Below are 18551 nucleotides of genomic sequence, written 5' to 3'. Positions count from 1 at the left end.
AAGCCAATCGGATTGGGTGTCCGACTTTCGGGAGCTAACCTAGACTTAGCAATCTGAATATAATCTATATTTACCTTTATTTGTGCATTTATTGGCTAGTAGTGCGACAAGCCTTGTCACTGTGCTTTTTTGAATTGAATAATGCTCTGATCTGCAACTTCTTCTAAATGATTGGCGTACCATTGCATCATGCTTGCTCTGTCATCTAAATATTGAGCCTTGTTATATACACCTGCCACACCGTCCTTTACGTGTGCCAGTGCTGCTTCAATATGACGTTCATCAAAGCCACGATTGTTTAACAAGGTACTCGCAATATGTCTAAATCCGTGTGGGGTTTGTCTGCCCTCATAACCCATACGGCGCAAAGCCATAATAAAAACTGTGTCTGACTTTGGCTTGCTCTTGTCCGATCTGCTCGGAAATAAATATTCAGAATTGGTTTCATAGCTTTGCAATTCTTTTAATAGGGTAGTGGCTTGAGTTGGCAACGGTACAAGATGCTCACGGCGTTTCTTCATACGTTCAGCAGGGATATTCCATAAGCCTTGCTCTAAATCAAATTCTTGCCACTTGGCTTGTCTTAGTTCAGTTGGTCGGCAAAACAACATAGCTAAAAGTTGCAAGCCTATACGCACATCCATAGTCGGATAATTATTGATAGCTCTTAACAGTGGGGGTAACTCAAGTTCGCTCACATGCAGCATGTTTTGCTTCTTGCCTTGCTGTAAGTATTTTTGAATGCCCTCAACTGGGTTGTAGTCCATACGTCCAGTGACCTTTGCAAAATCGTAAATGTCACGACACATCGAGCGCATACGGTTCACTTGCTCAAAAATACCTTTCTCTTGCTGAATACTTTTTAATAAGTTCATCCATTCAATCGGCTTGATAGTGGCATATAGGCGTTTGCCAAAAATAGGGAATATATGTTTTTCCAGTGCGCCCTTATTTCGGGTCATGGTGTCCTGTACCCATGATTCCTTTTTTGTGTCTAACCATTCACGTGCTAAGACTTCAAAAGTAGCACTGTGCTGCTCTATCTCTTTTCGCTTGCGTTCTTGTTTGGTGATGATAGGGTTATCGCCCTTTGAAATATCGTTTAAAAGTTCTTGCGCTTTTTTACGTGCTAACTGTCCTGATATTTCAGGGTAGCCACCGATACCTAACCATGACCATTTACCATCAGCTTTTTTATATCGTAGTTGCCACGATTTATTACCATCAGGTTTGACACGAAAATATAAGCCGTTGCCGTCTAGCTCCCGATATTCTTTTAATTCAGGCTCAAGGGTTGCAAGTACGGTGTCTGCTAGTGGTCTGCGTTTTATGTCTGTTCGTTTCATTTTCTTGTATCCCTGCCAGTTCAATAAATATGAGGGGATACACGCTAGGATACATGGCATGTATCCCTATGGCTAGTTATATTTGGTTATGTTTAGGCAAGAAAAAAGGCTCAATCCCTTTAGAATCAAGCCTTTATCTTTTAAAACTTGGCATATTTTGCCATGTTTTGTTAGGTATATGGTGGAGGTGGCGGGAGTTGAACCCGCGTCCGCCAACACTACACTCGAGAATACTACATGCTTAGATATCGTCTATTGTTTTAACACTCTAAGACCCGACGAACAGGGTTCAGAGTGCGATCCTCTAAGTTTGGTATAAAGTCCCGAGGCTCAACTCTATACGGACTTGTGTGCGTGCGCTTCAGTCGGGTTCACTGACCACAAGTATTCAGTGAAGCGGACAAGCGGCCCTTAGGCAGCTAGAGCGTAAGATTCGTCGTTTGCGACTATTTTAATGCAAATTTGATTTACGAGAGAAAATGCGCTCTCGGCATGCATCTATGAGCTTCATCATCAGCGTCGAAGCCAATAACACCCCCATATCACAGCGCAATCATAGCATAGCTGGCAAAAATTACGATGTATTTTCTGCACAATTACACATTTCGATGCGCTTAGTTACATAATTGCGCTAATATTTTATTTTTCAAGTCAAACACAATAAAAAATATGAGTTATTTACTGGCACTCGATCAAGGCACAACTTCTAGTCGCGCCATCATCTTCAATGAACACGGACAAGTTCAGGCAACGGCACAACGAGAAACCCATATCCAGACCCCATATTCAGGTTGGGTGGAACAAGATGCCCAAGAAATCTGGTCAAATCAAATTGCTGTGGTGCAACAAGCCTTGGCGACTGCAGGTATTTTGGCTAAAGACATTTGTGCGATTGGCGTGACCAATCAACGTGAAACGACTGTAGTGTGGGATAAACGCACAGGCAAACCACTGGCACCTGCCATAATTTGGCAAGATCGTCGTGCGGCGGATTGGTGTCATCACTTGATTCAAAATAACCAGATGCAATTGATTCAGGAAAAAACAGGTCTGCGTATCGATCCGTATTTTAGTGCAGGCAAACTGGTGTGGTTGCTTGAGCATGTCGATGGGTTAAAAGCATTGGCACAACAGGGGCACGTGGCTTTTGGCACCATCGACAGTTGGTTAATTTGGAATTTGACCCAAGGCGCAGAGCATGTCATTGAAGCGAGTAATGCTTCAAGAACGATGTTGATGAATTTACATCGCCAAACTTGGGATGAAGAATTACTGGAATTATTTCAAATTCCCGCATCGGTCTTACCCAAAATTATTGCATCCGACAGCTATATTGCAGATACCGCAACGGGTTTATTGGGCGCGAATATCCCAATTACAGGTATTTTAGGCGATCAGCAGGCGGCGTTGTTTGGGCAATCGTGCTTTGAAGTTGGAACAGCAAAAAACACCTATGGTACAGGCTGTTTTATGTTGTTTAATACAGGCAATCAGGTGCAATTTAGCCAAAATAAGTTACTCACCACTTTGGCGTGGCAATGTCAAAATCAAACCCATTTTGCCCTTGAAGGCAGTGTTTTTATGGCAGGCGCGGTGGTGCAATGGCTGCGCGATGGTTTGGGTATTATCCAAAAAAGCAGCGATGTGGAACAACTTGCCAATAGTGTAACTTCTAGCGATGGTGTAGTGCTAGTTCCTGCATTTACAGGGCTTGGTGCGCCACATTGGGACAGTGAAGCGCGAGCGCTTTTATGTGGAATGTCACGTGGCACCAACAAGGCACATATTGCCCGTGCTGCCTTGGAATCCATTGCATTTCAGGTGTCGGATGTACTCACTGCGATGCAATCCGATTTAGATCATCCACTGAAAGAGCTTCGAGTCGATGGTGGTGCTAGTCAAAATGATATGTTGATGCAATTCCAAGCCGATATTTTAAATGTGCCTGTGTTACGTCCTAAAATGTTGGAATCAACCGCTTGGGGAGCAGCAGCTATGGCAGGTTTAAAGGCGGGTGTATTTTCTGACTTATCTGAAATTTCAGCATCTTGGCAGTTAGATCGGGTATTTGAACCCCAAATGAATGAAGCAGAGCGTGCAGAACATTTAGCGCGTTGGCAACAAGCCTTAAAACGTGCTAAGTCAGACTTATAATCAGCGCTATTTCTAAAATAACGCTAAGTTGAAATAAATCTTTAAACCACAAGCCTCATCAGCAAAACTTTTGAGGCTTGTAGCTGTTTTTTTCGTTACGGCAGGCCTGCTTTAATCTTTGAGATCACGCCTTACATCGCCTCACGTTGAGCTTCATCTTCTAGATAACTTTCCAGAGAATCATCTAGTGCATAAAGCCATGGTGTGTGATGCGGTTTAGCCATTTTTCCTGTCATCACTGAGCGATAAACTTTATCTCTAAAGCCCATAATATTTTCTTTTTTATGCTTTTTCCATTGCATGAAAATATCGTGTACTGCATCAATATTGAAAGATGGATAGTCGGTCTGCGCAATCAGGCGTTTGATGTAATCCCCTTGGAAACGTGCAGATTGTTCATCGCTGATTAAGCGTTGCTCTTTTTCATGCAAGGTTTGGGTATGGCTTTGCATTTCATCTGTACTTGGCAATGCAATTTTGCCTAAAATCACATCACGGACAAACCATGCCTGCGCATCGAACATATTGAAGGTGTACCATTGATCTTGCATGCCTAAATAGAACAAACGAGGATTCTTTTCCCAAACCACACCTTGATATAAACCTAGTGGATAAAGGCAGTTATGCGTTCTGAGGCGCAAGCCATCTTCAATAAACGGGAAGTGGTGTAAATAGCCCGTACATAAAATAATGGCATCAATTTTGGCCGATGTTCCATCACCAAAATAAGCAGTATTTTCATCTACACGCAGTAATTGTGGTTTTTCAGACCAGTTTTTGGGCCACTTAAAGCCCATGGCTTTACTGCGATAGCAACTGTAAATTTGTTTGGCGCCGTATTTATAACATTGCGAACCAATGTCTTCGGCAGAGTAGCTGCTGCCCACCAACAGCACTGATTTACCTTTAAATTCCAGTGCATCACGGAAATCATGCGCGTGTAAAATACGACCATGGAATTGATCAAAGCCTTCATAAACAGGGGCACGCGGGGTAGAAAAGTGCCCAGAGGCCACCACAACATAATCAAACTGTTCTGAATAATGACGTTGCTGTGCGTAATCTTCGACATCAACCGTAAATTTTTGCGTCGCATCATCATAATGAATATGCTGAACGGCGGTATTAAAGCGGACTAAGTCTTTCACCTGTGCTTTTTCTGCACGACCTTGAATATAATCCCACAACACTGCGCGTGGCGGATAAGACGCGATTGGTTTTTTGAAGTGTTCATCAAAAGTATAATCGGCAAATTCTAGCGCTTCTTTAGGGCCATTTGACCATAAATAACGGTACATACTGCCGTGGACAGGTTCGCCATGTTCATCTATACCTGTGCGCCAAGTATAGTTCCAGAGTCCACCCCAATCATTTTGTTTTTCGAAACATACAATTTCAGGAACTTGTAGACCTTTGGCCTTTGCTGACTGAAACGCTCTTAATTGGGCCATGCCGCTTGGGCCAGCGCCAATAATTGCAATTCGATCCATTGCTATCTCCATTAGTTTTTGAGTTCTTAATTACTTCTCCAATTTTGAGTGACACAATTCAGGATTTTAAATATCCGCATTATAAAAATAAGCAAATACAATCCTAAATTTAGAGATCAAGTAGATCTTGTCAAAATAGGATGTGAATTAAAAAAATAGAAAAAATAAAACACACTAAAGACAGTAAAAATTGCTTAAGCAACTCATCTTTATAAAAAAATGTATTTTACAAGAAGCATGATCTTATCATAATTTTTGATTAATTTTGGTTTTGCTTAGTTGTAAAAGTGAATTTAAAGTCATTGCTGTTGTTGTTTTGGTTTGATCAATTGGTATATTTTATTGATTTTTATAGAGAAAATAAGATGAAAATTTAAAGCTAATTTTTATCTCATTTTGCCCAATATAAAGGTGATTTTGATGAGATTGTTGCAAAATCTACAATGATATACAGAGGATTGAAAACTGAATCTTAGGCAACATTTTCAGAGAGCCATACCCGAAGTGGACTTCTGAAAAATTAAAAGGATGCTGTGATTGATAGGTGTAATGAAAGTTTAGTTTTTATAAGCCATGAAAGCAGTAGCGTATTTATCAAGCTTTATCTAATGATTGAATGTGCTTTGCGTACATTCAATCATTAAAGTTTGTGGCGACTCAGTAATTAAAGTTTACGCCACACCTTATTTTCATCTTCTAAAGAGACAGTAAAGTTAAATTCGTCGTCTACGGTAACCAAGTAGGAGTTAGGATTAACCAATAAAACTTTTAAAATTGTACCTTGCTCGAATTCAATTGGTGCGCAGTTTTCTTTACGTAGAACAATAGGTTCAAGTAGCTCAATAGCAATGTTTTCTGTTGGAGATTCCATACCGCACCCTAAATGAGTTATTTTTAATCAACTGTATTATATAGTAAATTGATGAATAATCTACACAAAATCGTAAATTTGTGTCGGGTTTAAATATTTTGTACTTGAATTGTTGGTCAAAAAATCGCAATAAATTTGCCCAATACTTCATAATTTGACATTTTAAAAATATAAGAAATTGAAATTTGATGTAATTTCTTAGATGAATGGCAAATGAACAGCGCAGTAAAATATAGCCGATTGATGAAATTTACAGTTTTCAGTATAAAAATAAAATTATTGCTGAAAAAACAGCGTATAAAGTATAAAAGTTAAAGTATCCATTCACGCTTTTTTAAGTGGTGAAGGCACTGGGTTTTACATTCCAATTTAAAAAATAAAGGCTTTTTGTCTGCATGTTTAAGTCATTTTTTCCAAATCCAAAGTGGTTTTTTATTTCATTGCTTGTTTGGTTCGCGATCAATCTGGCTTTATGGTACTCGGGCGGTAGCGCATGGGGTAGTTGGATTGGCTTCCCGCAAGGCTATGCCGAAGCAACATTACCCATCGATGTCAGCCGTTTTTGGTCACCTGCATTTTTATGGTTTTATCTGTGGTTTTTTGTGGCAACGACGCTGTTTGCCATTTTCTGGAAACTTAAAGCAAATCACCCATGGCAGCGCTGGTCGGTATGGGGATCGGCATTCATCCTGTTTAATATTTGGTTTGGGGTACAAGTCAATGTTGTGGTGAATGCCTGGTACAACCCATTTTATGACCTGATTCAAAAAATGCTCAGTAGTGGCGGTGGAGATGTCAATGAACTCTATGCAGGTGTGCTGACCTTTTTATACATCGCCATGGTGGCAGTGACCTTAATGGTTTTGAATTTATTTTTTGTTAGTCACTATGTTTTTCGTTGGCGTACGGCAATGAATAATTATTACACCGCACATTGGGAAAAACTCAGACATATTGAAGGGGCTTCACAGCGTATTCAAGAAGATACCATGCGCTTTGCCAGAACCACGGAAACTTTAGGGGTAAATTTAGTCGAAGCCCTAATGACTTTGTTGGCATTTTTACCTGTGCTGTTTAGTTTGTCTGTGCATGTCAAAGCCCTGCCTATAGTGGGGGAAATTTCGTATGCCTTAGTTTGGGCTGCAGTGGGTTGGGCAGTATTTGGTACAGTGGTGTTAATTGTGGTGGGTGCGAAGTTACCAGGTCTGGAATTCAATAACCAAAAAGTTGAGGCGGCTTATCGTAAAGAATTGGTTTATGGTGAAGATCACGCTGAACGTGCTGATCCGCTGAGTTTAAAAGAACTGTTTAGCAAAGTGCGTTTGAACTATTTCCGTTTATATTTCCACTATGCCTATTTTAACTTGGTACGCATTTGGTACATGCAATTGGACAATATTTATGGTTTATTTGTGTTGTTCCCAAGTATTGCCGCAGGGGCTATTACATTGGGTTTGATGATGCAAATTGCCAACGTATTTGGCAAAGTCCGTGAATCTTTTCAGTATCTGATTGCATCTTGGCCAACCATTATTGAGCTCTTGTCTATCTATAAGCGTTTAAAAGCATTTGAATCGACATTGGATCACTAGTTGTGGTGGCGACATCCATGATTTGTTGTGGATGTCGCGTTCACATGTTCAGAGCCATGATTGCTAAATATAAATAGATCTGAACAGTTGTATAAAAAATAATATGAGTGTTAGTATTCAAAATCATAAAAAACTGTGATGAATTGGATTGTTTTATAAAAATATCAAACGCGATTCAAATAAAGCGATGATTATTTAACTATAAAATCAAGGTGTTAGATTTGTTATTTTCCGCTAATTCATATATTTTCATTCCTATAAAAACAATTGAGAATTGAAACGTGACCTGCAAAAAAATACTTTTGATGGGGGGGGTGGGCAGCCTATTATTTGGTTGTGCAACAGTCGATCAATATAGCCCAAATTCGGTGAAGCATTTTGCATCTGCACAAGAACTGATTGTTCAAAAAAACTTAAATCAGCCCAGTGGTGCCGCTAAAGAATATGTCTATTATTGGGGGCCACAGCGCAAAGATCAGCCTGCTGAATCTATGATTCCACGTAAATATATGGGCAGCTATTGTCAGTCACAAAATGGACGCTTAACGCTGGCCTATAAAAGCTCAATGAGTTTAGTCAAAAATGCATGGTCTAAAAAACTACTCAATACTTATCGAGATGTAAAACAGGGGATTGGGGCATACCGCTGTGTAGGTAATCAGGGCGAAAGTTGGATTGTATCTATTGAACCTGTGGCAGAGCGCCAGTTGGAACAGCGTGGTGAAGCGCGAGTAGTGAGTTTGGTCACTAAAATAATGTCTGAAGATGAAGCACGACGTTTTTACCGCGCGGTTTCTACACCTGCAAAGGCTGCACCTAAAGCAGCTCAAAGTAATCCAAAAACAACAAATGCAACCAAAGTTGCTGAAATGAAAGAAAAACCTGAAGAGAAAAAAGAGCCTGTAGTTGCGCCAGTAAAAACAGCTCCACCACGCGTGGTTGAGACACCACAACAGCAACAGACACGTTTATATGTGGCGGCACGTCGTGATTTAAACAGTGGGCGTAATCAAATTAATGCCTGTAATAATGCGCAACGTGCTTATAACTATGGCAAGTTACAGGGCGCAGAGGGTACGCGTATTTATACAGAATCTGGCATGTTGGTGGCACGTTGTTTAACCAGTGTGTCGAGTTATCGCAGTCGTTTTCCAAACGCAGAAGTGCAAGCCAAGCGCATTTTGCAGAATTTAGCCAAAAATTATAATCATGCGGGCGCAAAAAATATGTTAAATCAAATGAAATAACCAACCCCTAGCTTTATAAGCTGGGTATTCAAATGAATTGAGTCATTTAAAAGAAAATAAAATGAAAAAAGAAACACAGAGCAGCGTGTAGATACGGGGACTTATTTTTCACGCATGCTGTTGAATGAGATGGTCGATGAAATTACGGTAGATTTAAGCGCGACACCGTATTTTTTAATGAACGGGGCAGGCCACATTTCACCGCATTGAATAAAAGAATTCAGAGAACTTTGCTTAAGACCGAAGCTGTGACAGCAGCTGATTTAAGTTGTTTAGCACCCATTCGGGTTCGAGCAAAAAATCAGAAAAAAACCAAATGGGGGGTGATCACAGAACTTGATTTTCCTGAGGTTACACAATCAATTGTTTATCCACCTTTCAAAATCACGCCAGAATTGGCAGCAGCTTTTGGTATGCATTTGATTGGACAGGGCAAAAGTATCAAGATTGAAAATGAGTACGATATCGTTAGTTATTGTGAATACATTTACGGAAAATTTGCAGCTTATGCCAATCCATATTTAGACACAGCATCTTCAGGGCAAGATCGGACTTTATTTCCTACAATTTGCACAGATTTAGAAGGGCATAATTTTCCGCATTTGTTCGTTTCCAGCGACCCTTATTTGGACTTGGTGATTTCTGTTGGTCTATATGACACCAAACAACAAGCTTTAGTTGTGGCAGATTTATGGATTCCTGCTGGCTATGCAGTCTGCATTCCACCACAAAAAATTGATGATACGACTGAAAAAATATATCTACATAATAACCGAAATAGTGCAAATGCCTGCTGGGGCAACAATGTTACACATGAGCAGATTAAGACACATACTTTGCTTGATACACAAGGCCGTATTCATTGGTTTTGGAATCGACTACCGACGGAGCATCCACAGTTATGAAGGGCTTTGTTGCACAAAGATTTCATAACTATATGATTTTAAAAGTTTTGATTATTTTTTGATCCAAAATTAAATTTATTTAAATCAGATGCTTACATATTTATGCAACAAAGCCGTTATGAAGTTAAAACATTTGCTGCATAGCACAATTAAAATTTCAGGATTTAGTATATTGGCTTTATTCAGTTTTAATATTTCTGCCAAAAGCCTGAAACAAGCCACTGCGCATGATTATGTGACAGAGCGTTATTATTTGGGGCTAGATTCTAATCGTGCTATAGATGAAAAGATGACACGAGCCAGACTCAGGGGCGATGAGCGCGAGCAAATCCGTATTTTGTGTGTGGATGTTCGTAAGTACTATCAAGATGTTATTGCTTTAAACCAAGCCAATCGACATTTTAATCCAAAGAAAATTGATGCAGAAACCAAAGAATATCGTGTATTACTCAAGGGTTTAGACAAGGAGAATGTTTGTAAAGACCTCGGTTTTTAAGAGAAGGTTTGTTGGTAATTTTAATATTCTATTGAGGGTGTGATATTTCCTCTCGCTGTGGGAATGGGAGATAAAATTAAATAAGATTTGGATATAACTTCTCAAATTCTTTATTCACTGCTTCGCCACGTAATAAATAGCCTTTGGGCTGAATATAACTATAAATTTCTCGTGCAGGCTGTTCATGCCAGCCAATATTAAATGCACAAAGTTTTTGGAAAAATTGTAGATGGTTGTAATTCAAATTATTATGAATCCAATAGGCGAGTTGTTGCCAATTGCTTTGGTCTTTTTCATACAGTGCTAAAAATGATGGAATGACAATACACGCCGTTGCCCCATAACCTTTTGCATCGGGATAGTCCCAAATGTGACTGGCAAAGTTTTTCTCGTTACTGGCGCAGTTATGTCCTTTTTCATTACCAAGTTGGTTTACGCTTGGTGAGCGATATGCCGAGCGAATCGCAATTCGTCCAAATTTATCTTGGAGTGGTTCGAGCAGTTGCTCGCACAGTTGTGTACCTGTGTAGATGGCTTTTTCAGGATGATCTGGGAAGTTGGGTACACCATACCAATTAGCGATTTCACTATAGAGGAAATCGCGCATAAAGAAGGACCTTGATAGTTGAATACGTCCTAGGTCTTCGAGTTTGGCGATGGCGGATACTTTTTTGATGGTCATGTTGTTTTTGGTGTGAAGTGCTTAGGAAGATTGTATTAATAAAGTCGTTCTTTGAAAAAGGGGATTCTGAAAATATACGCATCTATCTATTGGAGAAAAATATTTTTGTAACTGTCTAATTTTTTGATGTTTAATACTATTCAATATTTTCGAAGATAATTATTTTCATGGATAGAAAACTCTTAATTTTTGGCAATGGTCTAGGGATGGCTATTGATTCTAATCATTACTCTTTAAATAATGCTTTGAACACAGTTTGGAATGACACTTCAATGTGGAGTGATATTCAGCATAGAGGATTGATTCAGAATTGTATACCAACGGCTTTGTTGCATAAATATGTAAGCATCTGATTTAAATAAATTTAATTTTGGATCAAAAAATAATCAAAACTTTTAAAATCATATAGTTATGAAATCTTTGTGCAACAAAGCCTATACCAACTGGAAACTGTCCTGTTTCGGAAGATGAGTTAGACAAACTGCACTTAGTGTCTACATCATGTGATTTTCTGAACGGTTTTCCAAATGCTGCTAATAATATTCATTGGTTATCAAGTTATGGAAAAGATTTTACTGAAGCAGTTCAAGAATATATTCATACTGTAGCGTCTCATTTGTTCGATTCATCAAATACCTTACCTAGTAATTTTAAGAATGCATTAATTGATTTTATTAAAAATACAAAATCACATGTTGCTACCCTGAATTACGATAAACTTTTATATGATGAATTTATCAAGGAAGAGATTTGTAAAGGTTATTCAGGATATTTGGTTGATGGTTTTTATGATACTGGTTTCGCACCTAGTAACATGGAAAGACTTTTTGGAAGAGACTTTGGGTATTATATGCATTTACATGGCTGCCCATTATTTAAAGATATAAGCGGGATAACCTACAAATTAAAAACTTCACAGATTTCAACCAATAATATCTTTGGTAGTAAGCACATAGTATTAACGCATATTCCTCATAAGCCAAGTGTAATCACAGCTTCAGAGGTTTTATCAACTTATTGGAGCTACTTGATTCTATCTTTAAGTGAAGTAAAAGAGATAATTTTATTTGGATACTCAGGTTGTGATATTCATTTAAATAAAATTTTAAAGGTACATGCTAGTTCAAAAAATAAAAAAATTATTGAATGGGACGGTGATGGACAAACAACTCAACAGCGTCAACAGTTTTGGGATAGTGAGCTAGGTGCTAATGTCACGTTGCAGAGAATGCCCGATATTACTCAATTTACATCATGGTAATAAAAAACCCGCTCTAAAGCGGGTTTTATTTAAAAAAAAAGATCAGATCAACCAATCAATTTCTTCATCAATTCATTCACTTGTGCAGGGTTGGCTTTGCCTTTCGCAGCTTTCATCACTTGACCAACAAGACCGTTAAAGGCTTTGTCTTTACCAGATTTATACTCTTCAACCATCTTCTCATTGGCAGCAAGAACTTCTTTAATAATCGCTTCAATCGCGCCTGTATCAGTTTCCTGTTTCAAGCCTTTTTCAGCAATAATTTCATCCGCAGATTTGCCTTCGTCCCACATAAAGCCGAATACTTGCTTCGCGATCTTACCGTTAATTGTGTTGTCCACAATACGCGCGATCATACCGCCAAGTTTTTCCGCAGAAACAGGAGAGTCCGCCAAATCTAAGCCTGCTTTGTTTAAAGCACCAGAGAATTCACCCATTACCCAGTTTGCAGATACTTTACCTTGTGCCGCGCCACCAGCCGCAGCAACCACAGCTTCGTAAAATTCTGACATTTCACGAGTCAATGTGAGCACGTGAGCATCGTACTCAGTTACACCAAAGTCCGCCACGAAACGTGCACGACGTGCAGCAGGAAGCTCAGGCATAGTGGCTTTAATGGCTTCAATTTGCGCATCAGGAATAATCACAGGCAACAAGTCTGGATCAGGGAAGTAACGGTAATCGTTGGCTTCTTCCTTCGAACGCATTGAACGCGTTTCCATCTTCACAGGGTCAAACAAACGTGTTTCTTGGTCAATCGTACCATCCCATTCCAAGATTTCCATTTGACGTTCAATTTCAACATTGATCGCTTGTTCAATGAAACGGAATGAGTTCAGGTTTTTAAGTTCACAACGTGTACCGAAGGGTTGACCCGGACGACGTAACGACACGTTACAGTCCGCACGGAACGAACCTTCAGCCATGTTGCCGTCAGAAATACCTAACCAACGAACCAGTGTGTGAATCGCTTTAATGTAAGCAACCGCTTCTTCAACCGAACGCATATCTGGCTCAGATACTATTTCCAATAAAGGTGTGCCTGCACGGTTTAAGTCAATACCTGACATGCCTTCAAATTGGTCGTGAATCGATTTACCTGCATCTTCCTCAAGGTGTGCACGGGTTACGCCAATGCGTTTGGTTGTGCCATCTTCAAGTTGGATGTCGATATGACCCAAGCCTACAATCGGGTTATCCATCTGGCTGATCTGGTAGCCTTTTGGAGAATCCGGGTAGAAGTAGTTTTTACGTGCAAATACAGAGGCTTGGTCGATGTAGGCATCAATACCCAAGCCAAAACGGATTGCCAAATCCACCACTTCTTTATTCAACACAGGCAAGACGCCCGGCATAGCTAAATCAACAAGGCTGGCTTGCGTATTTGGGTCTTGACCAAATTCGGTTGATGAGCCCGAGAAAATTTTAGAATTGGTTGCAAGCTGAGTGTGAATCTCAATACCAATTACGACTTCCCAGCCATCAATCAGGTTTGATTTGGGTTTAGCAGTATTCTTCGCCATTATGCGTTCTCCTCAGCAATTGCAGCGCGTTGAGTATGCCAATCTGTCGCTTGTTGATACTGATGTACCACAGATAACAATTGTGATTCAGACCAGTAATTGCCAATCAATTGTAAACCCACAGGCAAGTGATCTTGGTCAAAACCAACAGGCGCACTAATTGCTGGTAAGCCCGCTAAGTTCACTGCGATGGTGTAAATATCACCCAAATACATTTCAACAGGGTCTAAAGACGCGCCAATTTTGTAGGCAGTTGTTGGTGCAGTTGGTGCTGCAATCACATCGACCTGTTCAAAGGCTTTTAAGAAGTCTTGCTGAATTAAACGACGGACTTTTTGTGCTTTCACGTAGTAAGCATCGTAATAACCCGCAGAAAGAGCATACGTACCAATCAAGATACGACGTTGCACTTCTGCACCAAAACCTTCAGAACGCGAGCGTTTGTAGAGGTCTAAAATATCTTGAGGATTTTCTGCACGGTAGCCATAACGCACACCATCGTAACGAGAAAGGTTAGATGATGCTTCTGCTGGGGCAATCAGATAGTAAGTTGGCACGTAGCTTTCAGTCATGTTGAGATCAATCTCAACCAATACTGCGCCCAATTCTTCTAATTTTTTTAGTGATTCTTCAACACGTGCTTTCACCGCAGCATCTAAACCAGCCACATTGAAGTATTGTTTCGGAATACCAATGCGTAAGCCTTTGAGCGTTGTTGCATTCAGGTTCGCCACATAATCTTCAACCGCTTTATCCATAGAGGTTGAGTCTTTGGCGTCATGACCAGCCATTACATTCATTAAATATGCGCAGTCTTCTGCAGAGCGTGCCATTGGGCCTGCCTGATCTAAAGATGATGCATAAGCGATGATGCCGTAACGTGAAACACGTCCGTAAGTTGGTTTGAGACCAGTCAAACCACAGAAAGACGCAGGCTGACGGATTGAACCACCTGTATCTGTACCTGTAGCAAATGGTGCAAGGTCAGCCGCCACGACAGCAGCAGAACCACCTGACGAACCACCCGGTACATGGTCAAGTGCCCATGGGTTTTTGGTCGCGCCATAGAACGAACTTTCAGAGGTTGAACCCATTGCGAATTCGTCCATGTTCACTTTACCCAAAGTGACCAAACCTGCATTTTTACCTTGTGCCACCACAGTTGCGTCATAAGGCGAGATAAAATTGTCCAGCATTTTTGAACCCGCAGAGGTTTTAATGCCTTGGGTACAAAAAATATCTTTATGTGCAACAGGAATACCTGTCAGTGCTGTCGCTTGACCCGCCTGACGTAATGCATCGGCTGCATCCGCCTGTGCCAGTGCTACTTCATTGGTCACGGTGACATAAGAGCGCACTTGCGGATCAATTTTGGCAATACGTTTTAAATAATGTTCTGTTAGTTCGCGAGAGGAGAATTTGGCTGCCGCCAAACCCTCAGAGATTTCACGAATCGATAAGCGATGTAAATCTGTCATGAGAAAAATTCTTTTACCTTTTTATGAAGTCAAAATGTAACAGCCGAATAAATTATTCAATCACACGTGGAACAAGGTACAAGCCATCCTGAACTGCAGGGGCAACAGCTTGATATTGCTCACGATGATTCTGTTCGGTTACGACGTCTTCACGTAATGGTTGATGGTGGTCAAATGGGCTTTTTAAAGGCTCAACGTCATCGGTATTTATGCCTTTTAAGCTTTCCATCATGCCTAAAATTTTATTTAGACTTTGAGCATACTCAGCAGATTGCGTATCATTGAGTTTAAGACGAGCAAGATGGGCAATTGCTGAAACTGTTTGTGCATTTAAATCTGCAGAATGCTGAGCATCCGAGGTAGACATAACATCACCTAAAATCAGTATTAATAAAAAATTTCAAAATATCGTGCGTTATAATAAGCGATTGACTTGTTCAACGCACCACATTTAGTTAAAGTTGCCAACTTGCGTCCACATAAAGTTTAATCGAGAACGACTCCGTGATTCTAAAACGACTAATTGGCTTGTTTTCGCCAGACCTAGCCATTGATTTAGGTACAGCAAATACACTTATTTATGCGCCAGGACGAGGCATTATATTAAATGAACCGACAGTTGTGGCAATTCGTCACAGCGGTTCACAGAAAATTGTTGCCGCAGTCGGTCTTGATGCCAAACAAATGTTGGGTCGTACCCCTGCAAACATTTCTGCAATTCGCCCAATGAAAGATGGTGTCATCGCTGATTTTGAAGTGACTGAAACCATGCTGAACCAATTTATTGGCAAAGTGCATGAAAAACGTTTATTCCCACCTGCACCGCGTGTAGTGGTGTGTGTACCATGCAAATCTACTTTGGTAGAGCGCCGTGCCATTCGTGAAGCCGTGTTTAACGCAGGCGCACGTGATGTACGTTTAATTGAAGAGCCAATGGCAGCAGCAATTGGCGCAGGTATGCCAGTCGAGCAAGCCTGTGGTTCAATGGTGGTAGATGTTGGCGGTGGCACGACAGAAATCGCGATCATTTCATTACAAGGTTGTGTTTATTCAGATTCATTGCGTATTGGTGGTGATGTATTTGATGAGCAAATCATTAACTACGTGCGTAAGGCACATGGTTGTGTGATTGGTGAAACCACAGCAGAAACCATTAAGAAAGAAGTTGGCATGGCATTGCCAGATGAAGGTGCTAAACCACTGGAAATTGAAGTGCGTGGTCGTAACTTGGCAGAAGGTGTGCCACGTGCCATTACTGTAACTTCTGATGAAATTACCCAAGCCATTTCTGATCCGTTACAAAGCATTGTATCGGCAGTAAAATCTGCACTGGAACAAACTCCACCAGAACTTTCTTCCGATATTGCAGAGCGTGGAATTGTGCTCACCGGTGGCGGTGCGTTATTGCGTAACCTAGACAAGCTTTTGGCACAAGAAACTGGCTTGCCTGTGGTAGTCGCAGAAGAACCATTAACTTGCGTTACCCGTGGTGGTGGCAAGGTCTTGGAATTCTTTGATAATCCAAACCACGATATGTTATTTGTTGGCTAATACATAGGATTCGGCGGTGCAAACAAATCTGTTTTCCAGACAACCGCCATCTTTTCGCTCTTTTATAATTGCGGTCATTACTTGCTTGGTCATCCTGTTCTTTAACTGGCGTGTCCCGCATGTAATTCAACCTGCACGTGATGTTTTGTATGCGGCATATAATCCAATTTATGCCCTTGCAAGCTATCCTGTATTGTCGCGAGAATGGCTAAGTCAACAAAGTAAGTCTGAGGCTCAATTGCGTCGTGAAAATACCGCGATGCAGGCAGAGCTATTACAGGCTCAAGTCCGTTTGCAAAAATTGTCTGAACTCTCTGCAGAAAATACCCGCCTGCGTGGTCTACTCGATACGCCTCTAATCATTGATGGACGCATGGAAATTGCTGAAGTAATTGGTACCGATGCCGATCCTTTGCGCCACATTATTGTGATTAACCGTGGTTCACAAAATCAGCTCAAAGTCGGGCAAACCGTTTTGGATGATAAAGGCATTATGGGGCAGATCATTGCTGTGTATCCACACAGTAGCCGTGTCATGTTGCTTTCTGACAAAGAACACTCACTTTCAGTGCGTTTGGAACATACAGGCATGCGAGCCATTGTGTCGGGTACGGGCGATTTAGGGCGTTTGAAAATGGAATATGTACCGACCAGTGCCAATATTCAGGTTGGAGAGAAAGTCTATAGCTCAGGCTTGGGCGAGCATTTCCCTGCAGGATATTTGGTTGGAAGCATTGCCAAAATCAGCCGACATAATTCTGGTGAGTTTGCACAAATTGATGTGATGCCTGCAGCACAATTGGCGGGTGGTCATCATGTGGTGGTGCTGTTCTCAGAATCTTTAGCGAAGGAGCAGCCAAATGCCAATCGCTAAAATTGGACAAACCCGACTCGGACAAAACAAGAATAAAGATCCACTATTTCCGATTATTATTTCTGTAATTGCTGCATCTGTACTCATGGTGTATCCGCTGTCTTATACAGGCTCGGGTTGGCGACCATTGTTTATGTTGATGGTGACCTTGTTTTGGGTGCTTGGGCAACCAACTTGGTGTGGTATTTGGTTTGCCTTTGGTACAGGCTTGTTTGCAGACTTGCTCCTCGATGCACCTTTGGGCATGAATGCCCTAAGTTTTGTGGTGATTACTTTTGTGGCGCGTTTCCTGACTCGTGAGCGCCGTATTATGACGTTTGCGAATTTATGGGTCATTAGTGTAATCGCAATTTTGGCACACCTCGCCCTGATTTGGGTGATGCAAGTCATGGGTGGGATTCAGTTCCCATTTGCCCGTCATTGGCAACCTTTGCTGAGTAGTATTTTGCTCTGGCCTGTGCTGTATTATTTCTTGCGAAAATGGCGCATTTAATTCTTGCCTCAAGTTCACCGCGCCGTCGGGAACTCCTGCAACAGCTTGGGCTGGAATTTGAAATTTACAGTCCAGACATCGATGAATCTATTTTAGCGGGCGAAGATGTTGCCGCGTATGTTGAGCGGTTGGCATGTGCCAAAGCCGATGCGGTTTTACGGCTATTTCCTGATGCTATTGTGATTGCTGCCGATACCAGTCTAGGCGTAGATGGGCAGATTTTGGGCAAGCCAGAATCCAAAGCACATGCCTTTGCCATTTGGTCACAACTTTCTGGTCGAAAACATGATGTTTTTTCAGGGGTTTGTGTGCGTACAAAACAGAAAAAATCCAGTATAGTGGTACGTACACAGGTTGAATTTCAATCGCTTAGCCTAGATGATATGGAAAGCTACTGGGCAACAGGTGAGCCGATTGGAAAAGCGGGTGCTTATGCGATTCAGGGCATCGCAGCACGTTATATTCCGCGTATTGAGGGCAGTTATAGCAATGTTGTCGGCCTGCCACTCTATGAAACCGTACAGTTATTACAGACAGTTAAGGCACTAAATTAACTGCTGCACAAAAATTTTTATAATGTTTTGAGTT

The 18551-nt window shown here is 41.0% G+C and carries 17 protein-coding genes and 1 other RNA gene; 10 read left to right on the top strand and 8 right to left on the bottom strand.

Translation table 11 applies throughout. The features are described 5' to 3' along the window. Positions 1-116: 116 nt before the first annotated feature. The gene (locus tag HYG89_RS07670; RefSeq protein ID WP_178866938.1) at positions 117-1346 is read right to left on the bottom strand and encodes a tyrosine-type recombinase/integrase; all 1230 of its coding nucleotides are present in this window, start codon (positions 1344-1346) and stop codon (positions 117-119) included. A gap of 179 nt (positions 1347-1525) precedes the next feature. Next, positions 1526-1885, bottom strand: a transfer-messenger RNA (tmRNA) gene (gene ssrA / locus HYG89_RS07665). A gap of 130 nt (positions 1886-2015) precedes the next feature. Here ssrA and glpK point away from each other — a divergent pair. Next, positions 2016-3500, top strand: a complete 1485-nt coding sequence (gene glpK, locus HYG89_RS07660) for a glycerol kinase GlpK (protein WP_178866936.1) — start codon at positions 2016-2018, stop codon at positions 3498-3500. A gap of 131 nt (positions 3501-3631) precedes the next feature. Here the strand turns inward: glpK and HYG89_RS07655 are convergent, their stop codons facing one another. Further along, entirely contained in the window at positions 3632-4990 is a 1359-nt protein-coding gene (locus tag HYG89_RS07655) for an NAD(P)-binding domain-containing protein (protein WP_178866934.1), read from the bottom strand. A gap of 664 nt (positions 4991-5654) precedes the next feature. After that, the gene (locus HYG89_RS07650) at positions 5655-5861 is read right to left on the bottom strand and encodes a hypothetical protein (RefSeq protein WP_004975391.1); all 207 of its coding nucleotides are present in this window, start codon (positions 5859-5861) and stop codon (positions 5655-5657) included. Between the two features lie 395 nt (positions 5862-6256). Here HYG89_RS07650 and sbmA point away from each other — a divergent pair, with 395 nt between their 5' ends. The 4 genes from sbmA (at position 6257) to HYG89_RS07630 (ending at position 10101) form a co-directional block, all read left to right on the top strand. Next, the gene (sbmA, locus tag HYG89_RS07645; RefSeq protein ID WP_178866932.1) at positions 6257-7453 is read left to right on the top strand and encodes a peptide antibiotic transporter SbmA; all 1197 of its coding nucleotides are present in this window, start codon (positions 6257-6259) and stop codon (positions 7451-7453) included. Between the two features lie 305 nt (positions 7454-7758). Next, positions 7759-8700 carry a hypothetical protein gene (locus HYG89_RS07640; RefSeq protein WP_178867002.1) on the top strand — a complete coding sequence of 314 codons (942 nt, stop codon included), beginning with the start codon at positions 7759-7761 and terminating at the stop codon, positions 8698-8700. 248 nt (positions 8701-8948) lie between these two features. Further along, positions 8949-9605, top strand: a complete 657-nt coding sequence (locus HYG89_RS07635) for a hypothetical protein (protein ID WP_178866930.1) — start codon at positions 8949-8951, stop codon at positions 9603-9605. 172 nt (positions 9606-9777) lie between these two features. Next, positions 9778-10101: a hypothetical protein gene (locus HYG89_RS07630; protein ID WP_178866928.1), complete on the top strand. Its 324-nt coding sequence runs from the start codon at positions 9778-9780 to the stop codon at positions 10099-10101. 76 nt (positions 10102-10177) lie between these two features. Here the strand turns inward: HYG89_RS07630 and HYG89_RS07625 are convergent, their stop codons facing one another. Next, positions 10178-10783: a hypothetical protein gene (locus HYG89_RS07625; protein WP_178866926.1), complete on the bottom strand. Its 606-nt coding sequence runs from the start codon at positions 10781-10783 to the stop codon at positions 10178-10180. Positions 10784-11273: 490 nt separating this feature from the next. Between HYG89_RS07625 and HYG89_RS07620 the strand changes: the two genes are divergently transcribed. After that, positions 11274-12044, top strand: a complete 771-nt coding sequence (locus HYG89_RS07620) for an SIR2 family protein (protein WP_256733958.1) — start codon at positions 11274-11276, stop codon at positions 12042-12044. Between the two features lie 47 nt (positions 12045-12091). On the opposite strand, the gene gatB is transcribed toward HYG89_RS07620, so the two are convergent. The 3 genes from gatB to gatC are packed head-to-tail and all read right to left on the bottom strand — an operon-like array spanning position 12092 to position 15412. Next, a complete protein-coding gene (gene gatB, locus HYG89_RS07615) occupies positions 12092-13567 on the bottom strand; it encodes an Asp-tRNA(Asn)/Glu-tRNA(Gln) amidotransferase subunit GatB (protein WP_178866924.1) in 1476 nt (491 codons plus the stop codon). Next, entirely contained in the window at positions 13567-15045 is a 1479-nt protein-coding gene (gene gatA, locus HYG89_RS07610; RefSeq protein ID WP_004975402.1) for an Asp-tRNA(Asn)/Glu-tRNA(Gln) amidotransferase subunit GatA, read from the bottom strand. The genes gatB and gatA overlap by 1 nt, the downstream gene beginning before the upstream one ends. Before the next feature lie 52 nt (positions 15046-15097). Then, positions 15098-15412, bottom strand: a complete 315-nt coding sequence (gene gatC / locus HYG89_RS07605; RefSeq protein ID WP_178866922.1) for an Asp-tRNA(Asn)/Glu-tRNA(Gln) amidotransferase subunit GatC — start codon at positions 15410-15412, stop codon at positions 15098-15100. Positions 15413-15549: 137 nt separating this feature from the next. Between gatC and HYG89_RS07600 the strand changes: the two genes are divergently transcribed. From HYG89_RS07600 to HYG89_RS07585, 4 genes are read left to right on the top strand one after another with little or no spacing between them, the layout of a single operon-like run. Next, entirely contained in the window at positions 15550-16596 is a 1047-nt protein-coding gene (locus tag HYG89_RS07600) for a rod shape-determining protein (RefSeq protein ID WP_004975408.1), read from the top strand. 16 nt (positions 16597-16612) lie between these two features. Continuing rightward, complete coding sequence (gene mreC / locus HYG89_RS07595; RefSeq protein WP_167846190.1) at positions 16613-17470, top strand: rod shape-determining protein MreC; 858 nt, start codon at positions 16613-16615, stop codon at positions 17468-17470. Further along, positions 17457-17963, top strand: coding sequence for a rod shape-determining protein MreD (gene mreD / locus HYG89_RS07590; protein WP_178866920.1), 507 nt, complete (start codon positions 17457-17459; stop codon positions 17961-17963). The genes mreC and mreD overlap by 14 nt, the downstream gene beginning before the upstream one ends. Then, positions 17951-18517: a Maf-like protein gene (locus HYG89_RS07585; protein WP_004975413.1), complete on the top strand. Its 567-nt coding sequence runs from the start codon at positions 17951-17953 to the stop codon at positions 18515-18517. The genes mreD and HYG89_RS07585 overlap by 13 nt, the downstream gene beginning before the upstream one ends. Positions 18518-18551: the final 34 nt, after the last annotated feature.

Origin of the sequence: Acinetobacter sp. SwsAc5, from assembly GCF_013391485.1 — a bacterium.
In the GTDB taxonomy this organism is placed as follows: domain Bacteria; phylum Pseudomonadota; class Gammaproteobacteria; order Pseudomonadales; family Moraxellaceae; genus Acinetobacter; species Acinetobacter towneri.
The sequence above is the reverse complement of the archived record's forward strand: the minus strand, read 5'-3'. Positions and strand labels throughout refer to the sequence as shown.